26 protein-coding genes are annotated in these 23982 nt (G+C 64.5%); 10 read left to right on the top strand and 16 right to left on the bottom strand.

Going from position 1 to position 23982, the window contains the following annotated elements; all coding sequences use genetic code 11:
• Positions 1 to 12: 12 nt before the first annotated feature.
• The 5 genes from M2375_RS21065 to M2375_RS21045 all read right to left on the bottom strand — a co-directional run bounded on the left by M2375_RS21065 (position 13) and on the right by M2375_RS21045 (position 4253).
• The gene (locus M2375_RS21065; protein ID WP_259170204.1) at positions 13 to 222 is read right to left on the bottom strand and encodes a DUF4287 domain-containing protein; all 210 of its coding nucleotides are present in this window, start codon (positions 220 to 222) and stop codon (positions 13 to 15) included.
• Positions 223 to 592: 370 nt separating this feature from the next.
• Positions 593 to 1063, bottom strand: a complete 471-nt coding sequence (locus M2375_RS21060) for a DUF4279 domain-containing protein (protein ID WP_259170203.1) — start codon at positions 1061 to 1063, stop codon at positions 593 to 595.
• A gap of 13 nt (positions 1064 to 1076) precedes the next feature.
• Positions 1077 to 1337, bottom strand: coding sequence for a hypothetical protein (locus M2375_RS21055; RefSeq protein ID WP_259170202.1), 261 nt, complete (start codon positions 1335 to 1337; stop codon positions 1077 to 1079).
• A 382-nt stretch (positions 1338 to 1719) separates the two neighbouring features.
• Positions 1720 to 3663, bottom strand: coding sequence for an ATP-binding protein (locus M2375_RS21050; RefSeq protein WP_259170199.1), 1944 nt, complete (start codon positions 3661 to 3663; stop codon positions 1720 to 1722).
• On the bottom strand, positions 3561 to 4253 hold the full coding sequence (locus M2375_RS21045) for a response regulator transcription factor (RefSeq protein ID WP_259170198.1): 693 nt from the start codon (positions 4251 to 4253) through the stop codon (positions 3561 to 3563). The genes M2375_RS21050 and M2375_RS21045 overlap by 103 nt, the downstream gene beginning before the upstream one ends.
• 270 nt (positions 4254 to 4523) lie before the next feature.
• Between M2375_RS21045 and M2375_RS21040 the strand changes: the two genes are divergently transcribed.
• Positions 4524 to 5471, top strand: a complete 948-nt coding sequence (locus M2375_RS21040; protein WP_259170197.1) for a hypothetical protein — start codon at positions 4524 to 4526, stop codon at positions 5469 to 5471.
• Positions 5472 to 5827: 356 nt separating this feature from the next.
• Here the strand turns inward: M2375_RS21040 and M2375_RS21035 are convergent, their stop codons facing one another.
• From M2375_RS21035 to M2375_RS21000, 8 genes are all read right to left on the bottom strand, one after another.
• The gene (locus M2375_RS21035; protein WP_259170196.1) at positions 5828 to 6001 is read right to left on the bottom strand and encodes a hypothetical protein; all 174 of its coding nucleotides are present in this window, start codon (positions 5999 to 6001) and stop codon (positions 5828 to 5830) included.
• Positions 6002 to 6311: 310 nt separating this feature from the next.
• Positions 6312 to 6983 (bottom strand): glycosyltransferase family 2 protein, encoded by a 672-nt coding sequence (locus M2375_RS21030; protein WP_259170195.1) that lies wholly within the window; start codon positions 6981 to 6983, stop codon positions 6312 to 6314.
• Positions 6984 to 6993: 10 nt separating this feature from the next.
• Positions 6994 to 7572: a bifunctional 2-polyprenyl-6-hydroxyphenol methylase/3-demethylubiquinol 3-O-methyltransferase UbiG gene (locus M2375_RS21025; protein ID WP_259170194.1), complete on the bottom strand. Its 579-nt coding sequence runs from the start codon at positions 7570 to 7572 to the stop codon at positions 6994 to 6996.
• Complete coding sequence (locus M2375_RS21020; protein ID WP_259170193.1) at positions 7569 to 8327, bottom strand: PIG-L deacetylase family protein; 759 nt, start codon at positions 8325 to 8327, stop codon at positions 7569 to 7571. The genes M2375_RS21025 and M2375_RS21020 overlap by 4 nt, the downstream gene beginning before the upstream one ends.
• Positions 8315 to 9358: an acyl-CoA dehydrogenase gene (locus tag M2375_RS21015; RefSeq protein WP_259170192.1), complete on the bottom strand. Its 1044-nt coding sequence runs from the start codon at positions 9356 to 9358 to the stop codon at positions 8315 to 8317. Before M2375_RS21015 ends, M2375_RS21020 begins: the two co-directional genes overlap by 13 nt.
• Positions 9359 to 9361: 3 nt before the next feature.
• Positions 9362 to 10936 (bottom strand): trehalose-6-phosphate synthase, encoded by a 1575-nt coding sequence (locus tag M2375_RS21010; RefSeq protein WP_259170191.1) that lies wholly within the window; start codon positions 10934 to 10936, stop codon positions 9362 to 9364.
• Positions 10933 to 11712: a trehalose-phosphatase gene (gene otsB / locus M2375_RS21005; RefSeq protein WP_259170190.1), complete on the bottom strand. Its 780-nt coding sequence runs from the start codon at positions 11710 to 11712 to the stop codon at positions 10933 to 10935. Before otsB ends, M2375_RS21010 begins: the two co-directional genes overlap by 4 nt.
• Positions 11712 to 11921, bottom strand: coding sequence for a hypothetical protein (locus M2375_RS21000; protein WP_259170189.1), 210 nt, complete (start codon positions 11919 to 11921; stop codon positions 11712 to 11714). Before M2375_RS21000 ends, otsB begins: the two co-directional genes overlap by 1 nt.
• A 252-nt stretch (positions 11922 to 12173) precedes the next feature.
• Between M2375_RS21000 and M2375_RS20995 the strand changes: the two genes are divergently transcribed.
• The 4 genes from M2375_RS20995 to M2375_RS20980 all read left to right on the top strand — a co-directional run bounded on the left by M2375_RS20995 (position 12174) and on the right by M2375_RS20980 (position 16467).
• A complete protein-coding gene (locus tag M2375_RS20995) occupies positions 12174 to 13202 on the top strand; it encodes a Ku protein (RefSeq protein ID WP_259170188.1) in 1029 nt (342 codons plus the stop codon).
• Positions 13203 to 13226: 24 nt separating this feature from the next.
• Positions 13227 to 15743, top strand: coding sequence for a DNA ligase D (gene ligD, locus M2375_RS20990; RefSeq protein ID WP_259170187.1), 2517 nt, complete (start codon positions 13227 to 13229; stop codon positions 15741 to 15743).
• A 206-nt stretch (positions 15744 to 15949) separates the two neighbouring features.
• Positions 15950 to 16144: a hypothetical protein gene (locus M2375_RS20985; RefSeq protein WP_259170186.1), complete on the top strand. Its 195-nt coding sequence runs from the start codon at positions 15950 to 15952 to the stop codon at positions 16142 to 16144.
• A 119-nt stretch (positions 16145 to 16263) separates the two neighbouring features.
• The gene (locus M2375_RS20980) at positions 16264 to 16467 is read left to right on the top strand and encodes a hypothetical protein (protein WP_259170185.1); all 204 of its coding nucleotides are present in this window, start codon (positions 16264 to 16266) and stop codon (positions 16465 to 16467) included.
• 228 nt (positions 16468 to 16695) lie between these two features.
• Here M2375_RS20980 and M2375_RS20975 read toward each other — a convergent pair whose 3' ends face one another.
• Both M2375_RS20975 and M2375_RS20970 read right to left on the bottom strand, forming a co-directional pair.
• Positions 16696 to 16845 (bottom strand): hypothetical protein, encoded by a 150-nt coding sequence (locus M2375_RS20975; RefSeq protein ID WP_259170184.1) that lies wholly within the window; start codon positions 16843 to 16845, stop codon positions 16696 to 16698.
• A 211-nt stretch (positions 16846 to 17056) separates the two neighbouring features.
• Entirely contained in the window at positions 17057 to 17653 is a 597-nt protein-coding gene (locus tag M2375_RS20970) for a TetR/AcrR family transcriptional regulator (RefSeq protein WP_259170183.1), read from the bottom strand.
• A 134-nt stretch (positions 17654 to 17787) separates the two neighbouring features.
• Here M2375_RS20970 and M2375_RS20965 point away from each other — a divergent pair, with 134 nt between their 5' ends.
• The 5 genes from M2375_RS20965 (at position 17788) to M2375_RS20945 (ending at position 22076) form a co-directional block, all read left to right on the top strand.
• A complete protein-coding gene (locus tag M2375_RS20965) occupies positions 17788 to 19020 on the top strand; it encodes an MFS transporter (protein WP_259170182.1) in 1233 nt (410 codons plus the stop codon).
• A gap of 14 nt (positions 19021 to 19034) precedes the next feature.
• Positions 19035 to 20252 carry an MFS transporter gene (locus M2375_RS20960; RefSeq protein WP_259170180.1) on the top strand — a complete coding sequence of 406 codons (1218 nt, stop codon included), beginning with the start codon at positions 19035 to 19037 and terminating at the stop codon, positions 20250 to 20252.
• 344 nt (positions 20253 to 20596) lie between these two features.
• On the top strand, positions 20597 to 20806 hold the full coding sequence (locus M2375_RS20955; protein ID WP_259170178.1) for a response regulator transcription factor: 210 nt from the start codon (positions 20597 to 20599) through the stop codon (positions 20804 to 20806).
• 66 nt (positions 20807 to 20872) lie between these two features.
• Positions 20873 to 21292: a response regulator transcription factor gene (locus M2375_RS20950; protein ID WP_259170176.1), complete on the top strand. Its 420-nt coding sequence runs from the start codon at positions 20873 to 20875 to the stop codon at positions 21290 to 21292.
• Positions 21293 to 21683: 391 nt separating this feature from the next.
• Entirely contained in the window at positions 21684 to 22076 is a 393-nt protein-coding gene (locus M2375_RS20945) for a diacylglycerol kinase (RefSeq protein ID WP_259170175.1), read from the top strand.
• 19 nt (positions 22077 to 22095) lie between these two features.
• Here the strand turns inward: M2375_RS20945 and M2375_RS20940 are convergent, their stop codons facing one another.
• Entirely contained in the window at positions 22096 to 23760 is a 1665-nt protein-coding gene (locus M2375_RS20940; RefSeq protein WP_259170172.1) for a phosphoethanolamine transferase, read from the bottom strand.
• Positions 23761 to 23982 lie beyond the last annotated feature (222 nt).

Below are 23982 nucleotides of genomic sequence, written 5' to 3'. Positions count from 1 at the left end.
TTGGGTGGTGCGCTACTTCTTCGCGAGAAACGCCGCCACCAGAGCGTTCGCGTGCCCGTGGCCGATCTGGTGCTGGGTCTTCAGACAGTTGACAAGCTCCATGTGCTTCAGCGGGCCGGCCTCTTGAAGAATATCCATCCAATGCGTGATGGGCTTGGCGTATGTCTTTTCGATGGACGGAAAGTACGAGGCAGGGCCTTTTATCTTGGATGTCTCAGCCATCGTGGGCTCCTTCAAAGGGTGAGCATGGCGTTTGTGCAAAGCCAAAGGCCTAGGGACCCTCTGCAAAACTCCCTGCCGTGGTCTGAACGCGGTCTCGGGCGATCCGCTACGTTGTCTTTCTTGTCAATAGCCAGCTATTGACTGCAAAAGACGCCTTGCGGCTCATCCCGATCCGCGTCCATCCCTTTGGGCGAGGGTTTTGCAGAGGATCCCTAGGCGTCGGTTCGGCATTTTGACCCAGTTGCAGGCGCCTGCCTAGATGGTGCGTTCTGAGTGGCGCGTTCTGAGCGGCTTCTGCCCCAGTGGCGGCGGGCCGCTCTTGGCGGATAGTGGCTGCGGCAGTTCGACCCCAAGCAGAACTAGAGTTTATTCAACTGCTGACATCAGCCGGCTGATCTCCACCTGAGGCCACAGCACGCTCGGCATCCGACGCATCCTGCTCGTAGATGTCGAACGACAACATGATGCCGCGCTGCCCCAATGCAAGCAGGGTCTCGGATGAAATCTGCACGCCCTCATTTGCACTGCCCATGAACCAACCGCAGAACAAATCAACGCGAAATCGGGCCGTGAGGTTGCCCCAAACCGATAGATTCGACGTGACTTGACCAAGCAGCTCAGCAACCTGCCCGTCTAAGTCTTCCGGCTGGGTCTCCTTTGCCATCAGGCGCCACATACCCGATTTCCTCGTGACAATTCGCTCGGATGCCTCCGAGCGGAACTGATGCCCTTTCGCATAAGCTGACGTCGGCACCGCACCGAGCAGCCTCGAAATCTCCTCGGGCAAAAGTTCGTCACCCATGATGCGCAACGTTGCCACAGAACGTTCAAGATGAGCCATTAGTGAAGTCTATTCAGATTGACGAAGGAGCGCAGCCGACCTGATTTTTCCAGTGAAACGATGGCCTGCTGGTGGCCGGTTGACGATGGTCGTTGCTCGAGCCCAAGAAGACTTTGGCAGCGCATCCAGCGGTTCGGCGGAGTGAAACTTGTCCGCCGATGCTCTCAAGGGAACGACCCATACCACTCGCATACCTGTCATCGGCAAGGAACACCTCAAAGATTTCCCGAGCGGCGATCTTCTTCACTACGCTTTTCGGCTCTGCGCGGGACATGGGAGTGCTCAGTTGTAGTGAACGCATGAACCGTTTTTCCACGGAGCCTCCCATAAATGGAAACCATGCAGTAGATTCGTCCCAGCCCATGACTTGCAAGGTACAAGAACTGGAAAGATCCCGTTTTTCCTTCGGTGACGCCCCTGGCCGGCTCATGGGCCGCTTCTGGTTGTGAATTCAACCGATCGACGCAACACACGCATCGAACATTTCAGCAGGGGTTCGATATCCCAGAGTTTTGCGGGGTCGTTGATGGAGCTGCCCGGCAGGCGCACGCCTTGCGCCACGCGATTTGCTCGGGCCGGCAACGCTGGCCGGTTCGACCAGCGCCGGGCCGGCCCGCCCCCACTTTTGGGGCGCGTTTGTGGTGCGGCTGGTTCGATCAGGCGGCCGGTGCGTCCGCCGCCGACCCCGCCGGCAGCGGCACTTGCAGCAACACCGTCGTCCTCCCCGCTTGCGAGGCCAGCGACCAGTGCGCCCCCAGCCGCTGGGCCCGCGCCTGCATGCTGCGCAGGCCGGTGCCGTGGGTGGGGGAGCGGGTGTTGTTAGAGGCGGGCAGGCCTGCGCCGTTGTCTTGCACCTGCAGCAACAGCTGCCGGGGCTCGCGGGCCAGTACCACGTCTACGCGCGTGGCATGGCTGTGCTTGAAGGCGTTGGTCAGCGCCTCTTGCAGGATGCGCAGCACCTCCAGGCTGGCGCTGGTGGCCAGGTGCAGTTGGTCGATATGGCTGAGCTGCCAGTGCAGCGCGATGTCATGCAGCTCAAACAGCTGGCTCATGCGGTGGCGCATGGGGGCGAGCAGCTCGGCCAGGGACAGCTCGCCGTAGTGTTGGGCAGAGGCCAGGTCGATGACCAGCCGCAGGTCGTCGCGCATGCCGCGCAGCATGCCCAGCACCTGGTCGGGGGGCAGGGTGCTGCGTGTGCGCTCCAAGGTGGTGATGTTGCCGATCAGCATGCCGCCCAGGCCGTCGTGCAGGTCGTGGGCGATGTTGACGCGCTCGCCCAGGCGGGCCTGCAGCAATTCCAGCTCGTGGCGGCCGGACAGCGACTCGGTCAGCTCGGCGCGGGCCTCGGCCACATGGTGCTGCATCTCGTCGTTAAAGCGCTCGATGCGGCGGGTGTTGCTCACAAAGGTCCAGGCGAGGGTCAGCGCAATGCCCACGGTGGCCAGCGGCTCGGTGTAGGTGGCCAGGTAAAAGTTGTCGTCCACGATGCGGGTGAAGACCAGCAGGTCATGCGCCATGGCGAGGGCGCTGGCCAGCGCTGTGAGCGACAGCAGGCGCTGGGCCTGGTTGCCATGGCGCCAGGCCAGGCCCACGAACACGCCGGCGGTGGTAAACAGCAGGGCCGATGAGGCCCAGGCCATCACCGTGCGCATGGCCCTGAGCTGGGCGTCGGGCACCAGCAAGGTCGCGGCAGCCAGCGCGGCAATGCTCAGCCACATGGCAGCCTCGCGCCGGGGCCAGCGGCGGCCCATAAAGCGCAGCACAAACATGGCGTTGCAGCCGTGGTAGAGCACATAGGCGATCGAGACCACGGCCGAATAGCTGTTGATGTTGTTGAACGGCCAGGGCGTGTTGCTGACAAAGTTGACGGTAAAGCCCACCCAGGCGGCCTGGCGCGCGGCATACCAGCCGTAGGCAGCTTCCTGGCGGCGCATCAGCCATAGCACCAGAAAGAAGCAGCCCAAGGTGGCGCCTACGCCCAGGTGCAGCCAGTTGAGGTTTTGCCGCACCAGGTAGCTGTCCTGCTGCGCAGTGCGCATCAGCTCGGGCGCGCCTATCTCGATCGGCCCCAGCGCGGGCTGGTAGGCGTAGTAGCCACTCACGCGGATCAGCAGCTCATTGCTGCCACTGTGCAGCAGGGGCGCGGGCAGCACCAAGTAGCGTGGCGTGTTCCAGGCGCGCGTCATCGGCTCGGTCAGCTGCGGGTCGCGCTGCAGCTCCACCCCGTTGACCGCGATCACGCCGGCATGCATCAGGTAGTGGATGTACAGCCCCTGGGTCTGGGGCTGGCCCGCAATGTCCCAGCGCAGCCGGTACCAGACGACGCCGCTATGGCCGGGCCATTGCTGGTTCCAGTCGTTGGGCAGCTTGACCGGCAGCCAGCCGCTGTCCGGTGGCTGCTGGGCGTCCCAGTCCGCGCGCGCAGCCTCGGCCGTGCCTGGCCAGGGCGTGCTTTGCGCCTGCGCGGGCAGCGCCAGGCACAGGGCGGCCAGCCAGATCAGCGCAGCAAGCCATGCTCGCGTGCACGCCGCAAGGCCTGCGTGCGCGAGCTCACCGCCAGTTTGTCGTAGATATGCCGGATATGGGTGTCTATGGTCCATCGGGAGAGGTGCAAGCTTTCGGCGATTTCGCGGTTGCTCAAGCCAGCGGCGACATGGTCAAGGATTTCGCGCTCGCGCTCGGTCAGGGCATCGCGCAGCGCCGGGTCGGGCGGCTGCGATGGGGTGGGAGGGCGCCCGGCCGGGCGGCCCACCAGGTCCAGAATGCGCCGGGCAATGAAGGGGTCGATGGGCGCGCCCCCTTTGAGCACATTGCGCACCGACAGCGCGATCTCCAGGTCGTCGCGCTCCTTGAGCACATAGCCATTGGCGCCGGCGCGCAGCGCGCCCAGGATCATCTCCTCGGTGCTCCAGGCGGAGACCACCAAAATCGGCAGCGCGGGGCTACGGGCACGCAGCCAGCCGATCAGGTCGATGCCGCTGCCATCGGGCAGGCCCAGATCGACCAGGGCCATGGCCAGCGGCTGCAGAGCTCCGCCGGGCGCCGCCACCAACTGCTGGCACTGCGCCAGCGAGCCGGCCTCGCACAGCTGCTCCGGCGCTATGCCCACGGAGCCCAGTACCTCGCCCAGCCGGGCCAGCATGTCGGGGTCATCATCAACCAGCAGTACGGGGAGTTGCGCAGGGGTCATTGCTACATTTTGACGCAAACAGGGTCGGCTGCCATCCCGCATTTACGGGAGTGCCTGCGGTTATCTCCGCGCACCACCCCCTGGCCTGCGATGGCCGTGGCGGCGGGTGGGGTGCTGCGCTGCAAGGTGCCCAGCAGTGTGTCTAACATCGCCTGGAAGACCGCGCCCCGAGCCACTCTTCCCAATGGTTGCCTGCCGCTTTGTCCGCATTCAAGCTAAGCGCTATTCCAAAATATAATAGCGGTTTACATCCATAACGAGGACACAGCCATGCCATCAACCACCCCCATCCTGCGCCGTTTTTCACTGGGCTCAGGCATGCGCCGCATGCTGCTGGCGGGTCTGGTGGGGGCGGCCGCCAGCCTGTCGGCCTGCGGCGGCAGTGGCAGCGATGTGGACCGGGGCCCCACGACCTTGTCCGTGTCGGCGGATTTGAATGGCCTGTACTGGGACAACAGCGAGCGCCGATTGTTTGTGAGCGATGAGAAAACCAACACCATCCGCGTGTGGGACGGCGGCAGCCAGTTTGCGCAGTACGCAGCCCTGCCCACGGCGCCTGCCAGCGGCTCGACCCTGGGCCAGCTCACCCGCAGCAGCGATGGCAGCCTGTATGTGACGCGCTTTGGCTTTGGTCTCGACGGTGCCGTGGCAGTCGTGCCCCAGAGAGGCAACGCCTATTACCTGAACGGCACCGACAGCGTGCGCCGCCGCATCGGCATGACCCCTGCGCCCGATGGCACGCTGCTGGACAGCTGGTTCATCAAGGGCGGCGTGGGTGCGGTGAGCGAGCTCCAAGTCCATGGCAGTGCCGCAACGGAGACGGAGCTAATCACCGGCTTTGGCAAGCCGGTGGGTCTGGCCGTGGTGGGCGATACCGTCTATGTGAGCGACCAGAGCAGCGGCAAGCTGCTGTCGTATTCGCTGGCCAAGCTGCGTGCCGCGCCCGCGACGCTGGCAGACGGCATCCCGGTTGCCGCCTTCAGCCCCGCCGAGGGCATTGACCTGATGACCGCCGCCTCAGATGGCACTTTGTTCTTTGGCGGCTCGGGCGGCACGCTGTTTCGCGTCAGCCCCCAGGGGGAGAGCCGCGTGCTGGCCAGCGGCTGGCCCAAGATCCGGGGTGTGGCCTATGACGAACGCAACCGCCGCCTGTTTGTGGCCGTGCTTGCAGCGGATGCGGGCAGCCCATCGAGTGTGCGCATTGTCCCGATTGACTGAGGTTTGAGCGGGTCTGCAAGTGCCTGCTGGGCCTGCAGACGCCAACAGCCCGCTGGGAGGCGGGCTGTTGGTGACGATGCCTTGATTGCCAGCTAGGCTGGCAGGCCAAGATAGAAAGGCCGATGCCCGTTGGGGCTGTTCATGCAAGCTTGAACCGGATGGATGGAGATGCAGGAACTCGGCGAGAAACGGTGTGAGGGTGCCTCTGCAAAACGCCCTGACGGGGTCTGAGCTTGGGCTTGGTCGATGCGCTGCGTTGCCTTCCTAGCCAATAGCGCGCTATTGACTACAAAAGAAGCCTTGCGGCGCATCCTGACCCGCGTCCATCCCATTGGACCAAGCTTTGCAGCGCCTGCCTAGCTGGCGATGTGTTTGGCGTTTTGAAGCGCAGCCAGACGGCGGTACTTCTCGAAGGTCTTGCTGATATCGGTGGACACCGCTGGAACATAGCGGTTTTGCTTCTCACCACGCTGCGCGACTAAGGGTCGGGTTGGCATGGTCAGCATCGGGAATGATGGCTGGTGTTGCATGACGAACTCCTTTCTTCGATAGCTCCATGATCGTCTTGAAGCGCGGGAGCGCGGTGTAGGCGATGTCTGAGGAATGTCAAAAGGATTCAGCTGACACGCTGTAGTGCTTTTCCCCACGCCACCTTGACGGGCTTGCGCGTGACGCAATACAGCCCTGCCACGGCAGGCCGGGCGCAGAGGCAGGCGCCTGCCCAACCCCTGCGCTGTGGCAGCCTGGCGGCCAGCAAGCCAGCAAGCCAGCAAGCCAGCAAGCCAGCAAGCCAGCAAGCCAGCAGGCCGGTGGCTGGCGTGAAGCCTCTGGGCTGCCCAGTCAGTGCATATCCGGCTGCGAGGCCTGCCGAATGGCCCCGGCAAAGCCATGCTCTACGCGAGAGAAGGGCCGGCCGCTGGTCAGCACACGCGGCGAGGCGCTCCAGGCGATCTGCGCGCCCAGGGCAGCCAGCCGGTCGACCAGCGCCTGGTCTTCGCCGCATTCCATCGCATCAAACCCGCCCGCTTGCTGGTAGCTGCGGGCGGACAGGCCCAGGTTGGCGCCATGCACATGGCGGTGGCCATCGCGGTCCTGGTAGCTGGATTCGAACTGGCTGCGCGCCGCCTGCGCATGGCAGCCGTGGGCATCCCAGCTGTCGACCTCGACCGTGCCGCAGACCACGTCGGCGCCCAGGGAAAGCTGAGCGGCCAGCCAGTCGGGCGCGACGCAGGTGTCCGCGTCGGTAAACGCCAGCCAACGGGCCTGGTGCTGCAACAAGTGGCGGGCCCCGGCGGCGCGTGCCCGGCCCACGTTGTGGGCGTCAATGGCCAGGGCTACAAAGGGCCAGCGGGCAACGATGGCGGCGGTGCCGTCGCTGCAGCTGTCCAGCATGACGACGACCTGCACTGCTTCGGCGGCGAGATCAGGGTGTTGGGCGGCGACGGCGACGCTGTGGAGGCAGGCGGCAATCAGCGCTTCTTCGTTGTGGGCGGGTATACAGATGCCAATCATGGAGTGCAGCTCACAGTCTTTCCCAAACCTCTAACAAGAAATCGGTCTCGCGGTGTTCCACCACGGTCTTGAGTGCCGGGTGGGCCCGGATTTGCGCGTGCATGGCATCTGCGCTTTGCAGCAGGTCAGGCGCCTGGTGCCGCCAATGGCACATCAGCCAATGCCCGCCGGGTGCCAGCGATGACAGGCAGCGCGCGTTGAAAAGCGCTAGGTCGGCATCGGTGAGGTAGTAGGCCAGCTCGGATACCACCAGCAAATCAAAGCCGCCCGCAGGTACTTGTGGCCACTCCAGCGGCAGCTGCAGTTTTTGCAGATGCAGCTGGCGCCGGTCCTGGCGCTGGATGCGGGCGTTGCACAGCAGCACCGCTGACTCGCTAAAGTCGGCCGCGATCAACTGGTCGCAGCGCTCCAGCAGCGCCATGGTGGTCTCGCCATTGCCGCAGCCGGGCTCAAAGCCGTGGCGGTACTGTTCCCTCGGCAGGGCGGCCAGCAGCACCTGGCGCTTGCGCCGCTCATACCATGCGGTCTTGACGGCCCAGGGGTCGGCCAGCTTTTGGTAGAGCTGTTCGAAATGCTGGCGTTGGCTCATCGCAGCACCAGCTCAAAGTTGCGCAGCAAGCGGGCCGTTGCCCAGCGGGGCAGGATTGCGGGCCGACCGGTGGATGGGTCTGGCAAAAGCTGGCTGCGAAAGCAGGACAGCGCCTGGCATTTGCGGTCGAGCTGCTCGGCGCTCAGGGGGATGCGCAGGGCACGCTGCCAAGGCACCCGGTGGTCGCCGGGGCTGGCCCAGTGCCAGGCCCAGATCGGCACTTCAAACAGGCGGCTGCCCATCTCGGCCGTGCTTGCGGCGCAGGCCTCGCCGCTGGCCTCATGGTCGGGGTGGCCGTCGTAGCGCCAGGGGCAGAAGACGGCGTCAGTAGGCCGCAGCAGCTGCTGCAACCGGGCTTGTAGCTGTGGCTGGTGATCCTGCACCTGGCCGTCGGGAATTCGCAATGGGATGCTTTCGCTGCCGGGGCACAGCAGGGCCAGGGCCTGCGCACTTTCGCGCTCACGCGCTTGGGCCAGCTGCTGGGGCGACCACAGGCGCGAGCCCGGGTGGCTGGCCTCGCCAGAGGTGACCGCTACCACCGTGCAGGGCAGTGCGCTGGCCGCGCAGTGCTGCATGATGCCGGCGGTGGCCAGGATTTCATCATCGGGGTGGGGCGAGACAATCACCACCCGCTGGCAGCCTTGCAGCAGCGTCTGCGCAGGCGCAGTGCCCAAAGGCGCTTGCGCCAGCCAAGCCTGCCATTGCAATTCGGGCGTGCCTTCGCCCTCGATCTGTCGGGACATCAGAGCTTCCATGGCAGGCGGTCCTCCTGTTGGGCCATCGACTGCCCAAGGGCTGCCAGATCGCGTTCTGCATGGCTTTGGCGGATGAAGACGGGCAGGTCGGCCAGCAGCAAGGCAAGCGCCCGGTCCTTGCACAAGGGGCCAGCGCCCAGCGCGCGCGGCACATGCTGCAGCACTTGCTGCGCGGCTGCCTCTGCGGCCAGGCGTGTGCGGTTCACTGCCAAGGTCCAGGGCGCGCCCGGTTGGCTATCGATCAGGGCAGCCGTGGCGCGCAGCAGGCCGGCAGTGGTTGAGAGCGCGATATCCACGGCGCCCAGGTGCGCCATGGCATGCGGCTCTGCGTGGCGGCGGCAGGCCTGCAGCAAGTGGTCTGCCATGCGGGTGCTGGCGCCATACCAGCAGGCCGCAATGCCGGCGCCGCCATGCTGAAAGCCCGGGCGACGCAGGTAGTCGCCGGGCTGGCCGATCAAGGTCGCGCTGGCGCCATCCAGGTGCACATCGACACTGGCGCTGGCGGCCATGCCCACGGCCTGCCAGCCATCGCTGCTGACCTGCACACCTGGCTGGCGCATATCGACTGCGACCAGGCAGCGCTCCGTATCAGACAGCCAGGCGGTGAGCAGTGCCTGGTCCACGCTCTGGGCGCCCGAGCACCAGGCCTTGCTGCCGCTCAGCTGCACAGCGCTGCCAGATGCAAGACTGCCGCTGCCGTTGCCGTTGCCACTTCCGCTCACCGGCGTGGCCTGCACGCGGTGGCTGGGGGGCTCGGCGGCCCATACGGCCCAGGTCTGCGCGGCAGCGGGTGCGGCGGCACCCAGCTCGGCCAAGATCGCCAGCGCATCGGTATGGCCCTCATACAGCTTGACCAGGCTCAGGTTGCAGGCGGCCACGGCCGCCAGCGCCTGCCAGCGCGCCAGCGTTTGGCCCTGGCCGGGCAGGGGCAGCTGGTCAAAGCCGTGTGCCACCAGGGCGCGCAGCATCTCGGCTGGCTCCTGGGGTGGCAGGCAGGTCAGAAAATTTTCAAGTTCGCTAGGGTTTGTCATGGTTCAGCGGCCCGGGCGTAGCGGTGCAGCGCCCAGGGGGTGTGCCGGGGCACTGCGGGGCAGCACGGGCAGGTAAGGGCTTGCGCTGGCGCCACCCAGGTGGATGGGCGCAGCAGGACGGGTTGGCGGCTTGTCAGCGCCCGTGCTGGCAACGGTGCTTGCAACGCTGCTGTGCGCGGGCAGTGCCATGGGCGGCTGGCGATGCTGTGGTGGCTGGCACTGGCCCAGCGTGCTGAGAAAGCGCCCGCTCCACCAGTGCACATCTTGTGCCTGGATGCGCGCCAGCAGCCGCTGGTGCCGGGCAATGCGTTCGGCCAGCGGCATCTGCAGCGCTTGGTCGATGCTGTTGGCGGTGCTGTGGGCGTCATAGGGGTTCACCAGCAAGGCCTCTTGCAGTTGCTCGGCCGCGCCTGCAAAGCGCGACAGCACCAGCACGCCCGGGTCGGCCGGGTCCTGGGCGGCGATGAACTCTTTGGCGACCAGGTTCATGCCGTCGCGCAGCGGCGTGACCAGGCCCACCGCCGCTGAGCGGCACAGACCGGCCAGGTGGGCGCGCGTCAGCACCTGGTGGATGTAGCGCACGGGCATCCAGTCCAGCTCGCCAAAGTCGCCATTGATGGCGCCGCACAGCGATTCAAACTGCGTGCGGATGTCGCTATAGGCCTGCAAGTGCTCCCGGGTGGGTGAGCCAATCTGTACCAAGGTGGCACTGCGCCGGTGGGCGGGATGGCGCTCGAGCAGATCACGAAAGGCGTGGATGCGCTCGGGCAGGCCCTTGGAGTAGTCGAGCCGGTCAATGCCGATCACCAGGCGGCGCCGGCCGTATTCGCGGCGCATGGTGTCTTGCACCTGCAGCGCCTCGGGCGTGGCCGTCAGCGCGGCGAAGGCCTGGGCATCAATGCCAATCGGGAACACCTCGCAGCGCGTGTGCCGGCCATGGGCGCAGTAATGGTGGTCGGGGTGGATGCGGCCATCGGCTTGCGCCAGCACATAGCTTTCAAAATGCTGCAGGTCCTGCTGGCTTTGCAGGCCCACCAGGTCGTAGGCCATGCAGGCTTGCATCAGCGCCTGGTGCTGCGGCACGGCACTGAGGGCGACCGGCGGCGGGAAGGGAATGTGCAGAAAAAAGCCGATGCGCTGCTTGCAACCCAGCGCGCGCAGCTCGGCCGCCAAGGCCATCAGGTGGTAGTCATGCACCCAGATGATGTCGTCGTCTTGCAGCAAGGGCAGCAGTTGCTGGGCAAACTGCCGGTTGACCCGCTGGTAGCCCTCGTAAAAACCGGGATCGAAAACCGCCAGATCCAGGCGGTTGTGGAAAACCGGCCACAGCACGTTGTTGCAGTAACCGCTGTAGTAGCTGTCATGGTCGCGGCGCTCCAGCGCAGTGGTTGCCAGCGTTACAGGGCCCCATTGCCGGGTGGATACCTGCGGGTTGGGCTGATCGGTCAGCGTGCCGCCCCAGCCAAACCACAGCCCGCCTTGGCGTTGCAGGGCCTCTTCCAGCGCAATGGCCAGGCCCCCGGGCGCGGCATCCAAGGGGTCGGCAACCCGGTTGGAGACAACGACGAGGCGGCTCATGCCTGAGCCTCGGCATGCCGGTGCAGGCTTTGAGGGCCTGGGCGCGGCGCGCATGCCGCCTGCAGCCATTGGTACACGGCGTCGACACCGTCCAGGTGGTGGCTGGCAGCGCTGGCGCCGGGCCCTACCTTGATGGCCACCCCGCGCTCCGCCAGCACCGCCGCAAAGCCGCTTTCATCGCTGATGTCGTCGCCCACAAAAAAGGGCGTGCGCCCGGCAAACGGCGGCTCCTGCATAAAGGCCTGGATGGCGCGGCCCTTGCTCGCATCGCTGGGCAGCATCTCCAGCACCCACTGGCCGCGCAGCAGCGTCCACTGCGGCCGGTGGGCAAGCATGGCCTGCAGGCTGTGCAGGCACAGCCCTTCCAGCGATGGATCTCTGCGGTAGTGCAGCGCAACGCCGCTTTGCTTGGGCTCTACATACAACGCAGGATGGGCCTGGGCGAGTTGCTGGCAGGCCTCCACCACGGCGGAGATGTCGCCCGGGCTGGCATCGCATTGGTGGCCCGAAGCATCGCGGCGCTGGGCACCATGCGCGCCGGCGCTTGCCAGGCGCAAGGGCTGCAGATAGGCATCCAGCACGGCAATCTCGCGGCCCGAGACGATGGCCACCGCGCCTTGCAGCTGCCCCTGCAGCGCGCGCAGCAAAGGCAGCAGCGCGGGCGGCACCACAATGCTGTCCGGGGTGGGCGCGATGGGCACCAGGCTGCCGTCAAAGTCCAGGAAAAGCGCCGCATCATCGGGCAGAGGCGGCGGCGCTGGGGCGAGTGTGTGCATCAGGAATCCAGCGGCTCTGGGCTGACCACGCGCCCGGACTCGGGGTCTTGCGGAATGTCCGGTTCGGTATGGGGAGAAAAGGGTGGGTGCGGTGGGTCGTCGCCCGGCGCGGGCGCCACAGGCTCCTGCTCCGGGTAGGGCTCGCCGACCGGGTCCATGTTCTCGTCTTCGGGGTAGTCGGGCCGTTGCTTGGGCTGTGTGCTGTTCATGGCGTGCTCCTCAGTGGTATGCCTCTAGGGTGGCGGCTGCGGGCGCCCAGGTCTGTAGGATGGGCGCGCCCGACGCTGGAGTCATCCAAGCGAGTTGAGGCCTTGGCGCCTGCCCACAGGCCGGGCGAATGGGTGCCGCGTGTCAGACCGCTCTGGCGTGCAGGCGCTCATAAGTTCCTATGCGGCGTTGCCATTTCCTCTCAGCGCAGCCGCTGCCGGGCGGTCACACTGGGGCATCCACAGGAGGCCGGCATGACACAGACGCAAGGCACAGCCCCGACATCGACAAGAACCATCTGGAAAGGCGCCATCAGCTTTGGCCTGGTGCATGTGCCCATAGGGCTTTACACGGCCACGCGTGATTCGGGCATCGACTTTGACTGGCTCGACAAGCGCTCGATGGAGCCGGTGGGCTACCAACGCATCAACAAGCGCACCGGCAAGGAGATTGCCAGCAGCGACATCGTCAAAGGCGTGGAATATGAAGACGGCCGCTATGTGATCCTCAGCCAGGAGGAGATCAGTGCGGCCTTCCCCAAAACCACGCAGACCATCGAGATCGAGGCCTTTGTGGATGCCGATGACATTCCGCTGATCTACCTGGAGCGGCCCTATTACACGGCGCCGCTTAAACGGGGCGAAAAGGTGTATGCGCTGCTGCGCGAGGCCTTGCGCAAAACCAACAAGGTGGGCGTGGCCAAGGTGGTCATACAGACCAAGCAGCACCTGGCCGTGCTGGTGCCCTGCGGGCGGGCGCTGGTGCTGAACCTGCTGCGCTGGGGCGGCGATATCCGCTCCTTTGAGCAACTCAATCTGCCGCCGCAGTCGGCCAAGGCTGCAGGCATCAGCAGCGCCGAGATGGACATGGCCGTGGCGCTGATCGAAGACAAGGCCCAGGCCTGGAATGCCGATGATTTTCGCAACTCCTTCTCTGAAGAGATCCACAAGCTCATCGACGCCAAGGTCAATGCTGGCGAGGTGCAAGAGGTGGTGCAGGCACCCCAGGAATCGCCGGTGTCCGGCGGGGCAGAGATTTTGGATTTGACCGCCTTGCTCAAGCGCAGCCTGGCAGGTGGGGCGCAGGCAGCCCATGCCAAGCCTGCTGCGGCCAAGGCAGGCCCAGCGCCCCAGAAAAAGGCCAGCACGGTGGCTAAAACGGCTGCGGTGAAAGCCAAGCCCAAACCTAAGACTGAGGCTAAGCCCACGCCCAAGACTGCGGCCAAGTCCAAGGCCGCTCCCAAGCCTGACAAAGCCGCACCTGCGCGGCGTCGGGCCGCCTAGCGCCGCAATGCCAGGAAGGCCTGCATGCCCAGCTCCTTGTCAAAATACCAAAGCAAGCGCAATTTTGCAGCCACGCCCGAGCCCGCCGAGGGCGGGGAATCGGTCGCGGGCCAGCTGCAGTTCGTCATCCAAAAGCACTGGGCCAGCCATTTGCATTACGACCTGCGCTTGGAGATGGATGGCGTGATGAAGAGCTGGGCGGTGCCCAAGGGGCCAAGCCTGGACCCGCAGCACAAACGCATGGCCGTGCAGGTGGAAGACCACCCGATCTCGTACAACTGCTTTGAAGGCCAGATTCCTGCGGGCAACTACGGCGCGGGCAAGGTCATCGTCTGGGACAAGGGGACCTGGCTGCCGCTGGGCAACCCGCAGGACGCTTATGCCAAGGGACGGCTGCGCTTTGCGCTGCAAGGCCACAAGCTGCAGGGCCGCTGGAGCCTGGTACGCATGCAGGGCAAGGAGGGCGAGCGCCAACCGCCCTGGCTGCTGATCAAGGACGCGGATGACTTTGCGCGCAAGGCGGAGGATGTCGATATCGTCACCGCCCGGCCGGACAGTGTGGCCAGCGAGCAGCGCTTAGCGGCCGCCAGCACCCGTGGCGCCCCGGTGATCCAGCGCGCTGCTGCCGGCACAGCCCAGGCCGGCGCCTTGCCCCAGAGCCTGGCGCTGCAGCTGGCCGTGCTGCACGACGCGCCACCCCAGAACGCCGAGGACTGGGCCTGGGAGCTGAAGTTTGATGGCTACCGGATGGCGGCGCGCAAACAGGGCGGCCAGGTGACGCTGTGGACGCGCAATGGCAAAGACTGGACCGCAAAGATGCCGGCGCTGGCTGCGGCCCTGCAGCAGCTGTCACTGGCTGATGCCTGGTTGGATGGCGAGGTTGTGGCCCTCAACGCACAAGGCCTGCCCGATTTTCAGCGCCTGCAGAACGCTTTTGAGGAGGGTGGAAGCCCCGCGCTGGTCTACTACCTGTTTGACCTGCCGTTTGCCAATGGCCAGGATCTGCGCCTGCAGCCTTGGCAGGCGCGGCGCCAGCGCTTGCAAGCGGCGCTACAGGCCAGCCCCGGCTTGGGCCACAACCTGCGCCTCAGCGAAGCCTTTATGGGCGACCCGGTGCCGCTGCTGGCTTCTGCCTGCGCACTGGGCATGGAGGGCCTGGTGGGCAAACGCAAAGAGGCCGCCTACCACGCAGGCCGCACAGCCGATTGGATCAAGCTCAAATGCAGCCAGCGCCAGGAGTTCGTCATCGGCGGCTACACCCGCCCCAAGGGCACGCGCACGGGCCTGGGTTCCTTGCTGCTGGGCCTGCATGACCAGTCTGGCAAGCTGGTCTATGCCGGCAATGTGGGCACCGGCTTTAGCGAGGCGAGCTTGCGCCAGTTGGCGGCGCGGCTGCAACAGATCCAGACCCGGGCTTGCCCTTTTGAGGACCCTGAGCGCATTGCCTACCAAGCCCATTGGGTCAAACCGGTGCTGGTCGCAGAAGTCGGCTTTGCCAGCTGGACCGCCCAGGGCAGGCTGCGCCATGCCGTCTTCCAAGGGCTGCGCGAGGACAAGCCGGCCCGCCAGATCACCCGGGAGGAGGCAGCGACCATGCCAGCACCAAAGCAGGCCAAACCAGCCAAAACGGTCAAACCGGCCATGCGCGGTATCGCGGTCAGCCATGGCGAGCGCATCCTGGATGCAAGCACCGGCGTCACCAAGCTGCAGCTGGTGCGCTATTACGAGCAGGTCGCCCCGCTGATGATGGAACACCTGCAGGACCGGCCCACCTCGCTGCTGCGCGCGCCTGATGGTGTGGCGGGCCAGCCATTTTTTCAAAAGCACCTGCAGGGCCGTGCCATGGCTGGCATCGTGCAGCTGCCCCAGTCGCTAGATCCTGCGCACCCGCCTTTGCTGGCCATTGCCAGTGCCGAAGGCCTGGCGCAGGCGGCGCAGTTCAATGTGCTGGAGTTCCATACCTGGAACGCCAAACGCGACAGGATCCTGCGGCCCGACCGCATGAGCTTTGACCTGGACCCCGGCGAGGACCTGCCTTGGTCGGCCGTGCAGGAAGGGGCCGAGCTGCTGCGGGTGCTGCTGCAGGAGATGGGCCTGGCGCCTTTCCTCAAAACCAGTGGCGGCAAGGGCCTGCACCTGGTGGTGCCCATTCAGCGGCGGCATGGCTGGGAGACGGTCAAGGGTTTTTCCAAAGCCATCGTGCAGCATCTTGCCGCCACCGTGCCCCAGCGCTTTGTGGCCAAAAGTGGGCCGCAGAACCGCCAGGGCAAGATTTTTGTCGACTACCTGCGCAACGGCTGGGGCGCCACCACCGCCAGTGCCTGGTCGCTGCGCGCCCGCCCGGGCATGGGCGTTTCCGTGCCCATTGCCTGGTCAGAGCTGGACCAGGTCAGCAGCGGTGCGCACTGGGGTATCCAATCCATAGAGGCCCGTTTTGGCAAGGGGAACGCCCCCTGGGAAGGCTATGCCAAGGCGGCCGTGTCGATCACGGCCGCGATGAAGCTGCTGGGCTATGCCGGCGGGGAGGCTTCGTCGCCATAGGCCTGCGCGCATGCCTCTGTGTGGAGCCTGCGTCTGGGTCGGGTCTCCGCTGCTTGGGATGAACATTCATCCGATAAATAATAAGCACTGTGCTTTCTTCAATCCGTGTAGGACTTTTTAAGTTATTGCTGTAATTTCCTGCGGAGTGGCTGGTATTTTTGCCTGAATTTGTTACAGTTTCGCCTACCAGAACCGTGGAGGCCAGCATGTCGGAACAGCGCAAGAATGACCAGGAAAAGGATGCCTATTTGGAATCCTTGAAAAACCAGGGGGCCGAGTTGCTCGCCAACGCGCCCGCCGAAGGCACGATTGAACATGCCCGTCTGTCGCTGATCGATGCCAAGATTGAGCAACTGACCAGCCCCATCACGGCTGGCGCCTGGAAGCCACCCAAGGATTGAACCTGGCTATGTCCAGCCCCGGTGGGCAAGTAAAAATGGGCTTTGCAAACCTATCGCCCAGCGGTAAGGTGATATTGCCTGGATCAATATCTCGATGCGCCAGGCAGAAAGGCGGTCCCATGCGACAAGCCCAAAAATTGCTTGTGGTGACACAAGCGCAGTACGAGCGTCTGGAACTGGAAGTGGTGGGTTTGCGGGATTTAGAGCCCTTGTTGGGGTCTGCGCAATCCGACCGTTTGCAGGATGTGGAATTGGCATTGAAGCATTACCAGCCGCAGTTTCGCCCCCAAGGGCATTTGGCAAAACTCCCTGCCGTGGTCTGAACGTGGGCTGCGGTGATCTGCCCGCCTTGTCTTGGTTTGCCAATAGCCCGCTATTGGCGGCGATAGCCAGCTGGCGGCCCATTGCGATCCGCGACCACTCCCTACGCCCAGGGTGGTGCACACGAGCCTTGGCGACACACTACAAAGCCCGCATCTGCGGGCTTTTTCTTGGGCAATTGCCACCGATAGCCATCTACTGCCATCTATTGCCAACAATGGCCACGGCATTTACTGCTGTTGCGCCTGTTCCTGCTGGGGCTGGTTTTGCTCACGGCCCGGTTGCTGCTGCTGGCCAGGGCGCTGCTGGTTGCTTTGCTCTTGCTGCTTGTCTGCAGGTTGGCCGTTGGGGTTTTGGTTGGGTTGTTGCTGGTTGCTCATGGTGGTCTCCTGAAGGGGTTGCACAGCATCAGATTCGCTGCCATTTCAGCTTAAGGCTGCGCTGCTGCGCTGGCTGTAGTCTGCCCGCTTGCCTGCCCGTAGTGGACAGCGGCGCCCGCACGTCACCCAACGGCGCAGCGCAGTGACTGCAGGTTCCGACGCGACCGGCGCTGCCCTTTGCGGCGCATCAACCCAGGCTTGAACGGCGGCGCTATGCCTTGGCGGGCGCTGCCAGCAGGCCGCGCAGCAGCAAATCCAGCGCTACTGCGGCTTGCGCCAGGCGTGCAGCACCATCCTCTCCCTCGGCAATCCAGAAGGCCGCCTCGGCCAGGCTTCCGTAGATGAGCGAGGCCAGCGCCTGCGGATCGGCCCGGGTCACTGTGCCTTGCACCATCAGCGCAGCGATCAGCCCCTGCATGGACTGCAGGCAATGGCGCTGCGAATCGGGGGAGGCACCGCCCAAGACGGCCCGGGCATCGCGCAACACAATGCGCTGGATTTCTGGCTCCAGTGCCATTTGCAGGTAGGCGTGGCAGCGTTGGCGAAAGCCTTGCCAGGCGTCCTCTGCGCCGTCCGAGATGGCTTGCAGTCGGGCGTCCATCTCGTCATCGATCTGCGCCACCACGGCGGCCAGCAAACCCTTTTTGTCGCCAAAGTGGTGGTACAGCGCGCCTCGGGTCAGGCCGGCCTGGGCGGTCAAATCGTCCATTGAGGTATCGGCATAGCCGTGCTGTGCCAACACTTTGCGGGCAGTGGCCAGCAGGCTGGCGCGGGTGGCTTCCATCTCGGCGCGGGTGCGACGAACCATGCAGAATCTCCTTACATACAGTACGTATGATTATTTACAGAGCGGGCATATGGCGATAAGATTTTATTCATACGCCTTGTATGTATTGTCGCTGCCCAGGCCTGCGTTGGCAAGCCGGGGCGCAGGAAGAACCCATGCTCCACACCTACCGAGAACTTTTTGCCGCGCCCGGCTCTACTGCCTTTAGCCTGGCGGGCCTGCTGGCCCGCCTTCCGTTGCCGATGATGGGGATCGGCATCATCACCATGCTGTCTCAGCTGCGCGGCAGCTATGCGCTGGCGGGGGCGGTGTCTGCGGCCTTTGTGCTGAGCTATGCGCTGCTGTCACCGCACACCTCGAAGCTGGTGGACCGGCATGGCCAAGGCCGGGTGCTGCCCTGGGCCACGGGGCTCAGCGCCACCGGTCTGGCGGTTTTGCTGGCCAGCACCTGGTGGCAGGCGCCGGACTGGACCTTGTTTGTCGGGGCGGTGCTGGCCGGTTGCATGCCAAGCATGTCTGCGATGCTGCGGGCCCGTTGGACCGCGCTCTACCGTGGAGAGCCGCGTTTGCAGACCGCTTATTCGCTGGAGACCGTGCTCGACGAGCTGAGCTTTATCGCCGGGCCGCCGCTGGCGATAGGCCTGTGCCTGGCGGTGTTTCCGCAGGCAGGGCCGCTGGCGGCGGGGCTGCTGCTGGCCTTGGGCGTTGTTGCCTTGGTGGCGCAGCGCAGTACCGAGCCAGCGGTGCTGGCGCGGGGCAAGCGCAGCGCAGATGCGGTGGCGGTGATCGCGCTGCCCCATGTCGCGCAGCTGGCCTGCTTGATGGCCGCCATGGGCGTCATCGTCGGCACGGTGGATATCGTCAGCCTGGCCTTTGCAGCGCAACTGGGTGAGCCGGGCTGGGCCAGCGCCGTGCTGGCCGCCTATGCGCTGGGCTCCTGCGGCGCTGGTTTGCTGTTTGGCGCGCTCAAACTGCCCACGCCTTTGCCCCGCCTGCTGGGGCTGGGCGGCCTGGCCACTGCCTTGAGCACCTTGCCGTTGCTGCTGGTGGGCAGCATCCCCGCGCTGGCCGGCGCGGTGCTGCTGGCAGGGCTGTGTTTTGCGCCGACGATGGTGGTGGCGATGTCGCTGGTCGAGCGCCTGGTGCCCGCGCACCAGGCGACCGAGGGCATGACCTGGCTGCTGGCAGGGCTGAATGTGGGCGTGGGCCTGGGCGCAGCACTGGCGGGGCGGGTGGTGCAAGAGGGGGGTGCCCGGGCTGGCATGGCGGTGGCGGCTGTGGCGGGGCTGGTGGTGCTGCTGCTGGCGTGGTTGGCGGCGCGGCGTTTGCGCGGGCGTGATGCAGCCGCACCGCAGGCTGCCCCGCAACGCTGGGCCACGCTGCCATGACCAGGAAGCGAAACATGCCTCGCAGCGCCACTGACAACGCGGTAGACACGGCCCCCAATCCCTGGCCTGCCGTCATCGCCGCAGGCCTGGCCACTTTTTCGGTGGTCACCACCGAAATGCTGCCGGTCGGCCTGCTCACCGCCATCGCGCATTCGCTGGCGATTTCTACCGGGCAAGCCGGGCTGATGCTGTCCTTGCCGGCCCTGCTCGCGGCCTTGTTTGCGCCGCTGGTGGTGGTGTTGGCCGGCGGCATGGACCGGCGCAGCATGCTGGCGGTACTGCTGGGCCTGTTGGTAATCGCCAATGCGGCCTCGGCGCTGGCGCCCCACTGGGGCTGGATGCTGGCAGCCCGGGTGCTGCTGGGCCTGTGCATCGGCGGCATATGGGCGATGGCTGGCGGCCTGGCGGCGCGGCTGGTGCCTGCCCACGCCATTGGGCTGGCGACCTCGGTCATCTTTGGCGGTGTTGCCGCAGCCTCAGTGCTGGGGGTGCCGATCGGGGCGCTGATCGGCGAGGGGGCCGGTTGGCGCTGGGCCTTTGCTGCGATGGCCGTGTTCAGCGGCCTGGTGCTGCTGCTCCATCTGGCGGTGATGCCGGCGCTGCCGGTGCAGCACAGGCTGCGCCCCGCGCAGCTTTTTGCACAGTGGCGCAACCGCCATCTGCAGGCCGGCCTGCTGCTTACCCTGTTGCTGGTGGCCGGGCACTTTATGGCATTTACCTTTGTGCGGCCGCTGCTGGTGTCGGTGTCCGGTTTTGAAGCGCAATGGCTGGCTGGCTTGCTGCTGGCCTATGGCCTGGCTGGCATGGCCGGTAATTTTCTGGCAGGCCTGGTTGCAGCGCGCCAGCCGCTGCTGACCTTGGGGGCCATTGCCCTGGGGCTGCTGCTGACCCCGTTGCTGCTGGTGGCGCTGGGCCATTCGCAGCTGGGCAGCGCCGGGGTGCTGCTGTTTTGGGGGCTGGCCTATGGCGGGGTATCGGTGGCGCTGATGACTTGGATGATGAAGGCCGCCCCGCATGCCATCGAGATCGCGACGGCGCTCTACGTCGGTGTGTTCAACACCGGCATTGCCTTGGGCGCTTGGGCCGGGGGCCAGGTGGTGGATGGATGGGGCCTGTATGCCAATCTGTGGCTGGCCGCCAGCTTGGCTGCGATGGCCTTGTTGCTGACGCTGGGCCTGGGTGGGCGGAGCCGCGCAACACCGGTGGAGCGAGGGGATGCGGGCACGCGTTGAAAGACCGGGTCCGGGCATGCAGGCGGGGGCAGGCGAATTCCGGCGGATAGAGGCTGCCGAGACGGCCCGGACTGCCCTGGCTGCCGACGTATACGACGCCGCCAACGGCGGTTTTCTATTAAATTTATCAATAATGAAAATTTAATAGTTTAAGGACATGAATAATGTTTAAAGTCTATATCTTCGTTCAGCGCAACGCCTTTGGTTTCAGGGTTTTGATAAATCCAGATTCTTTTTGAATCAATACTGGGAGGGCATGAGGCGCTATTTAATGGATGGATTTAATGGTTTACCCTAGCTCAGCGGGAGTAAGCCATTCAAGCCAAAAAATATGCCTATTGCCTATGACGCGCCTGCTGATTGTTGACGATAACCCGGAGTTGGTAAACGGCCTGTATGGCTTCCTGGAGCCCCTGGGTTATGTGCTGGATGATGCGCGCGATGGGATGACGGGACTGAGGATGGCCACCCAGAATGATTACGATGCGGTCTTGCTGGATGTGATACTGCCCCGGCTCGATGGCCTGAGTGTGTGCCGCAAACTTCGGCAGTAGTTTCAAAATCCGGTGCCCGTGCTGATGCTCAGTGCGTGCGATAAGGTCGATGGCTGTGTACAGGGTTTGGCATATGGCGCGGATGATTACCTGATCAAGCCCTTTGCACTGCTGGAGTTAAATGCCCGTATCCACGCTTTGGTGCGCCGCTCCCAACGGCTGCTGGTGCAGGGCATCCTGGTTTGGGAGGATCTGGAGGTCGACACCCAGGTGCCGCTTGCCTGGCGACAGGGCCAGACCATCTGCTTGACGCCCACCACGCATAAATTGCTGCTGTGCCTGGTGCGTACTGCGCCCGCGGTGGTGAAAAAGCAAGAAATGGAATACCTGCTCTGGGGCGACGAGCCACCACAAAGCGGCGCCTTGCGCACCCACATCCATGATTTGCGCCAGCAGATCGACAAGAACTTCCGCTCCGGGCTGATCAAAACCATGCACGGCATAGGCTGGAGCCTGGACCGGTGCCAGCAAGCCGCAGATTCCTGATCCGGCGCAGCAGTTGCCTTGGTGGAGCCTAGGGCCCATTCACTGCCGTTGGGCTGTACACCACGCCGCCCTGGGTGCTGCAGGTGTGGTCGGCCTGGCTCTTGGTTCAGCAGCCGCTTGGCCGGGCGCACATGCATTGAAAACCGGCACCATCGCTAAAAATCTGCAGTGCCAGATGTGTCGGATGTGTCGGATGTGCCAGATGCGCCAGATGGGTCGGATCCAAGCCGGTAGGAGCCAAGACAGGCCCTCGCGGCTGCCAGCAGGGGGCATGGCAATCAGGCAAACATGCAACGACCGCTGGGCAGGGCAGCACTTTGGCCAGCATTGACAAACGCCTGACATCTTCCTTCCCATACTTAGCGGCATGTGAGGTTTTCTGGAGATGCAAATGCAACCCTTGGCACCCCCCGATTCAGGACAATACCCGCAGGGAAAAACCGGCCTGGCCCGGCTCTTGCATACCTTGCTCTACGCGCGTGACGGCTTTCTCACCGCGCTGCGCTATGACGCTGCCTTTCGGCAACTGCTGGCCTTGCATGGCCTGTTGATCCTGACCGCCTTTTGCGTGAACCTGGACGCGGCAGAGCGCGCCTTGTTGCTGGCGTTGAGCTTGGTCAGCCTGGTGGTGGAGCTGCTCAACGCCGCGCTGGAGGCGGTGGTGGACCGCATCTCGCTGGAGATCCACCCGCTTTCTAAAAATGCCAAGGGCATGGGCAGCGCCGCGCAAAGCATGGCGCTGCTGACGGTGGCTGCGGTGTGGACGGTGGTTCTGTGGGGCTAGCGCTGCTGGCACAGGCCGCTTAAGAAGCCAGGCTGAGCGGCGCTGTGCGCATGGGCCGGCAGGGGGCAAACAGGTCGAGCTGCGACTGGTAGACCCGGGTTTGCACATCGAAAAGCCCCAGCATCGAGTGGTAGAAATGGTCGTGGCTGAAGCCTTCGCCGTCTGCACGCTTGCGAAGGCAGGAGAGGTCCAGACGCGCATTCTGTGCAAATCCCGGTGAGAACCACATCAGCATCGGCACCTGCGTTTGCGCTTTGGGTGCCAGCAGGTACGGCGTGCCGTGCAGGAACAGGCCTCCCTCGCCCAGCGACTCCCCGTGGTCAGAGAGGTAGACCATCGCGACGTCGCGTTGGTCCGAATAGCGTTGCAGCAGCGTGATGGTGTTGCTCAGCTGGCGGTCGGTGTAGACCAGGGTGTTGTCGTAGGTGTTGGTCAGTGCCTCGTTGCTGCATTTCTGGATTTGGTTGCTGTTGCAGGTGGGGCCAAAGACGCTTGCGTCTGCCGGGTAGCGCTCAAAGTACGTGGGTCCATGGCTGCCCAACTGGTGCAGCACGACCAGCGCATCACCTTGCATGGCGTCGATGCGCGTGTCGAGTGCATGCAGCAGTACCTCGTCGTAACAGCTTCCATCCTGGTTGGCGCAGAGTTCGGCGACTTTCAGCTGGGGCATGTCGTCGGTGGGCAGGCGGGTACACACGCCCTTGCAGCCGCCGTTGTTGTTGTTGCGCCAGAGGATGTCCACCCCCGTGCGCTGCAAGATGTCCAGCAGGTTCTCTTCGGTCGCTGCGCGCACGTTGTCGAATTGTGGGCGAGCCATGCGCGAGAACATGCAGGGCACGGACACGGCGGTGGATGTGCCGCAGGAGGACACGTTTTTGAAGCTGATGATGTCGTCGCGCTGCGAGAGTTCGGGATTGGTGGCACGTGGATAGCCATTGAGCTGGAAGTTCTGGGCGCGTGCAGTCTCACCGATGACGGCAATGATGAGCTTGGGGCGGCGGGGCGCGGCATCCGGAATGCGCTGGGCATCTTCGGCCACGGCCCGTAGCGGCAGGGACTGCGCCTGGTGCTTGCGCTTGAGATAGCTCTTGGTGTTGTGCACAAAGTTGAAGAACAGCACCTGGTTTCTGATCTCCCGGTGATTGCGCAGCAGTGAGGCGTAGTCCTTGTAGAACAGCATGGCCACGGCTGCCAGCACCGCGGAGGTGACCGCGATATTGCACAGCCACCAGATCGCGGTGTGCCAGGGGCTGCGCAGTTTTTTGCTTGGCAGCAACACCAGCAGACCAGCGGGCAACACGCCTAGTGCCAGGATGGTCAGCAGCAAAGGGGCCGAAAAGTACGATTGGAGCTCGGCCTGGTTGGTCTCGAAAAAGTTCTGGACCATGCTGCGGTCAATCAGCACCTGGTAGTGGTACATGAAATAACTGCAGCTGGCGCTGACGATGAGCAGCATGGCCAGCACGGGCTTGCGCACATAGGGCAGGGCCAGCACCGGCGCGAGGAGCAGGTTCAAAAAGCAGAAAAGAAAGACGGGCAGGCTGAGGAAGAACAACAGGCTGTGCAGGCTGTTGACCTCGACCTTGGCCCATAAGCTTTGCCACAGCACCAGATTGCCGACGGTGGTGAAGAAAAGAGCGGTAACCCAGCTGAGCTGTACCGGGTTCAATCGCAGGGATTTCAAAAGTCTCAACACGCGCAATTCCCAAGGAATGAAAGTGGCGTGCAGTATCAAAAAACCAGCGTCAAGAAGTTGTTAACCGCTGGGCAAGCAGGCGCTGCGGCGAGGCTGGCGCAGCAGCGGGCAGCGGGCCTGCATAGTTGCCCAGCAAATATGTTAAGTAGATTTAATTCGTTTTCCCTGCCTTGGCCCTTGCGCACAATCGCAGCTCTCCCCCATGCTCCA

This window comes from Comamonas sp. BIGb0152, from assembly GCF_024809975.1.
In the GTDB taxonomy this organism is placed as follows: Bacteria; Pseudomonadota; Gammaproteobacteria; order Burkholderiales; family Burkholderiaceae_C; genus Comamonas.
The sequence above is the reverse complement of the archived record's forward strand: the minus strand, read 5'-3'. Positions and strand labels throughout refer to the sequence as shown.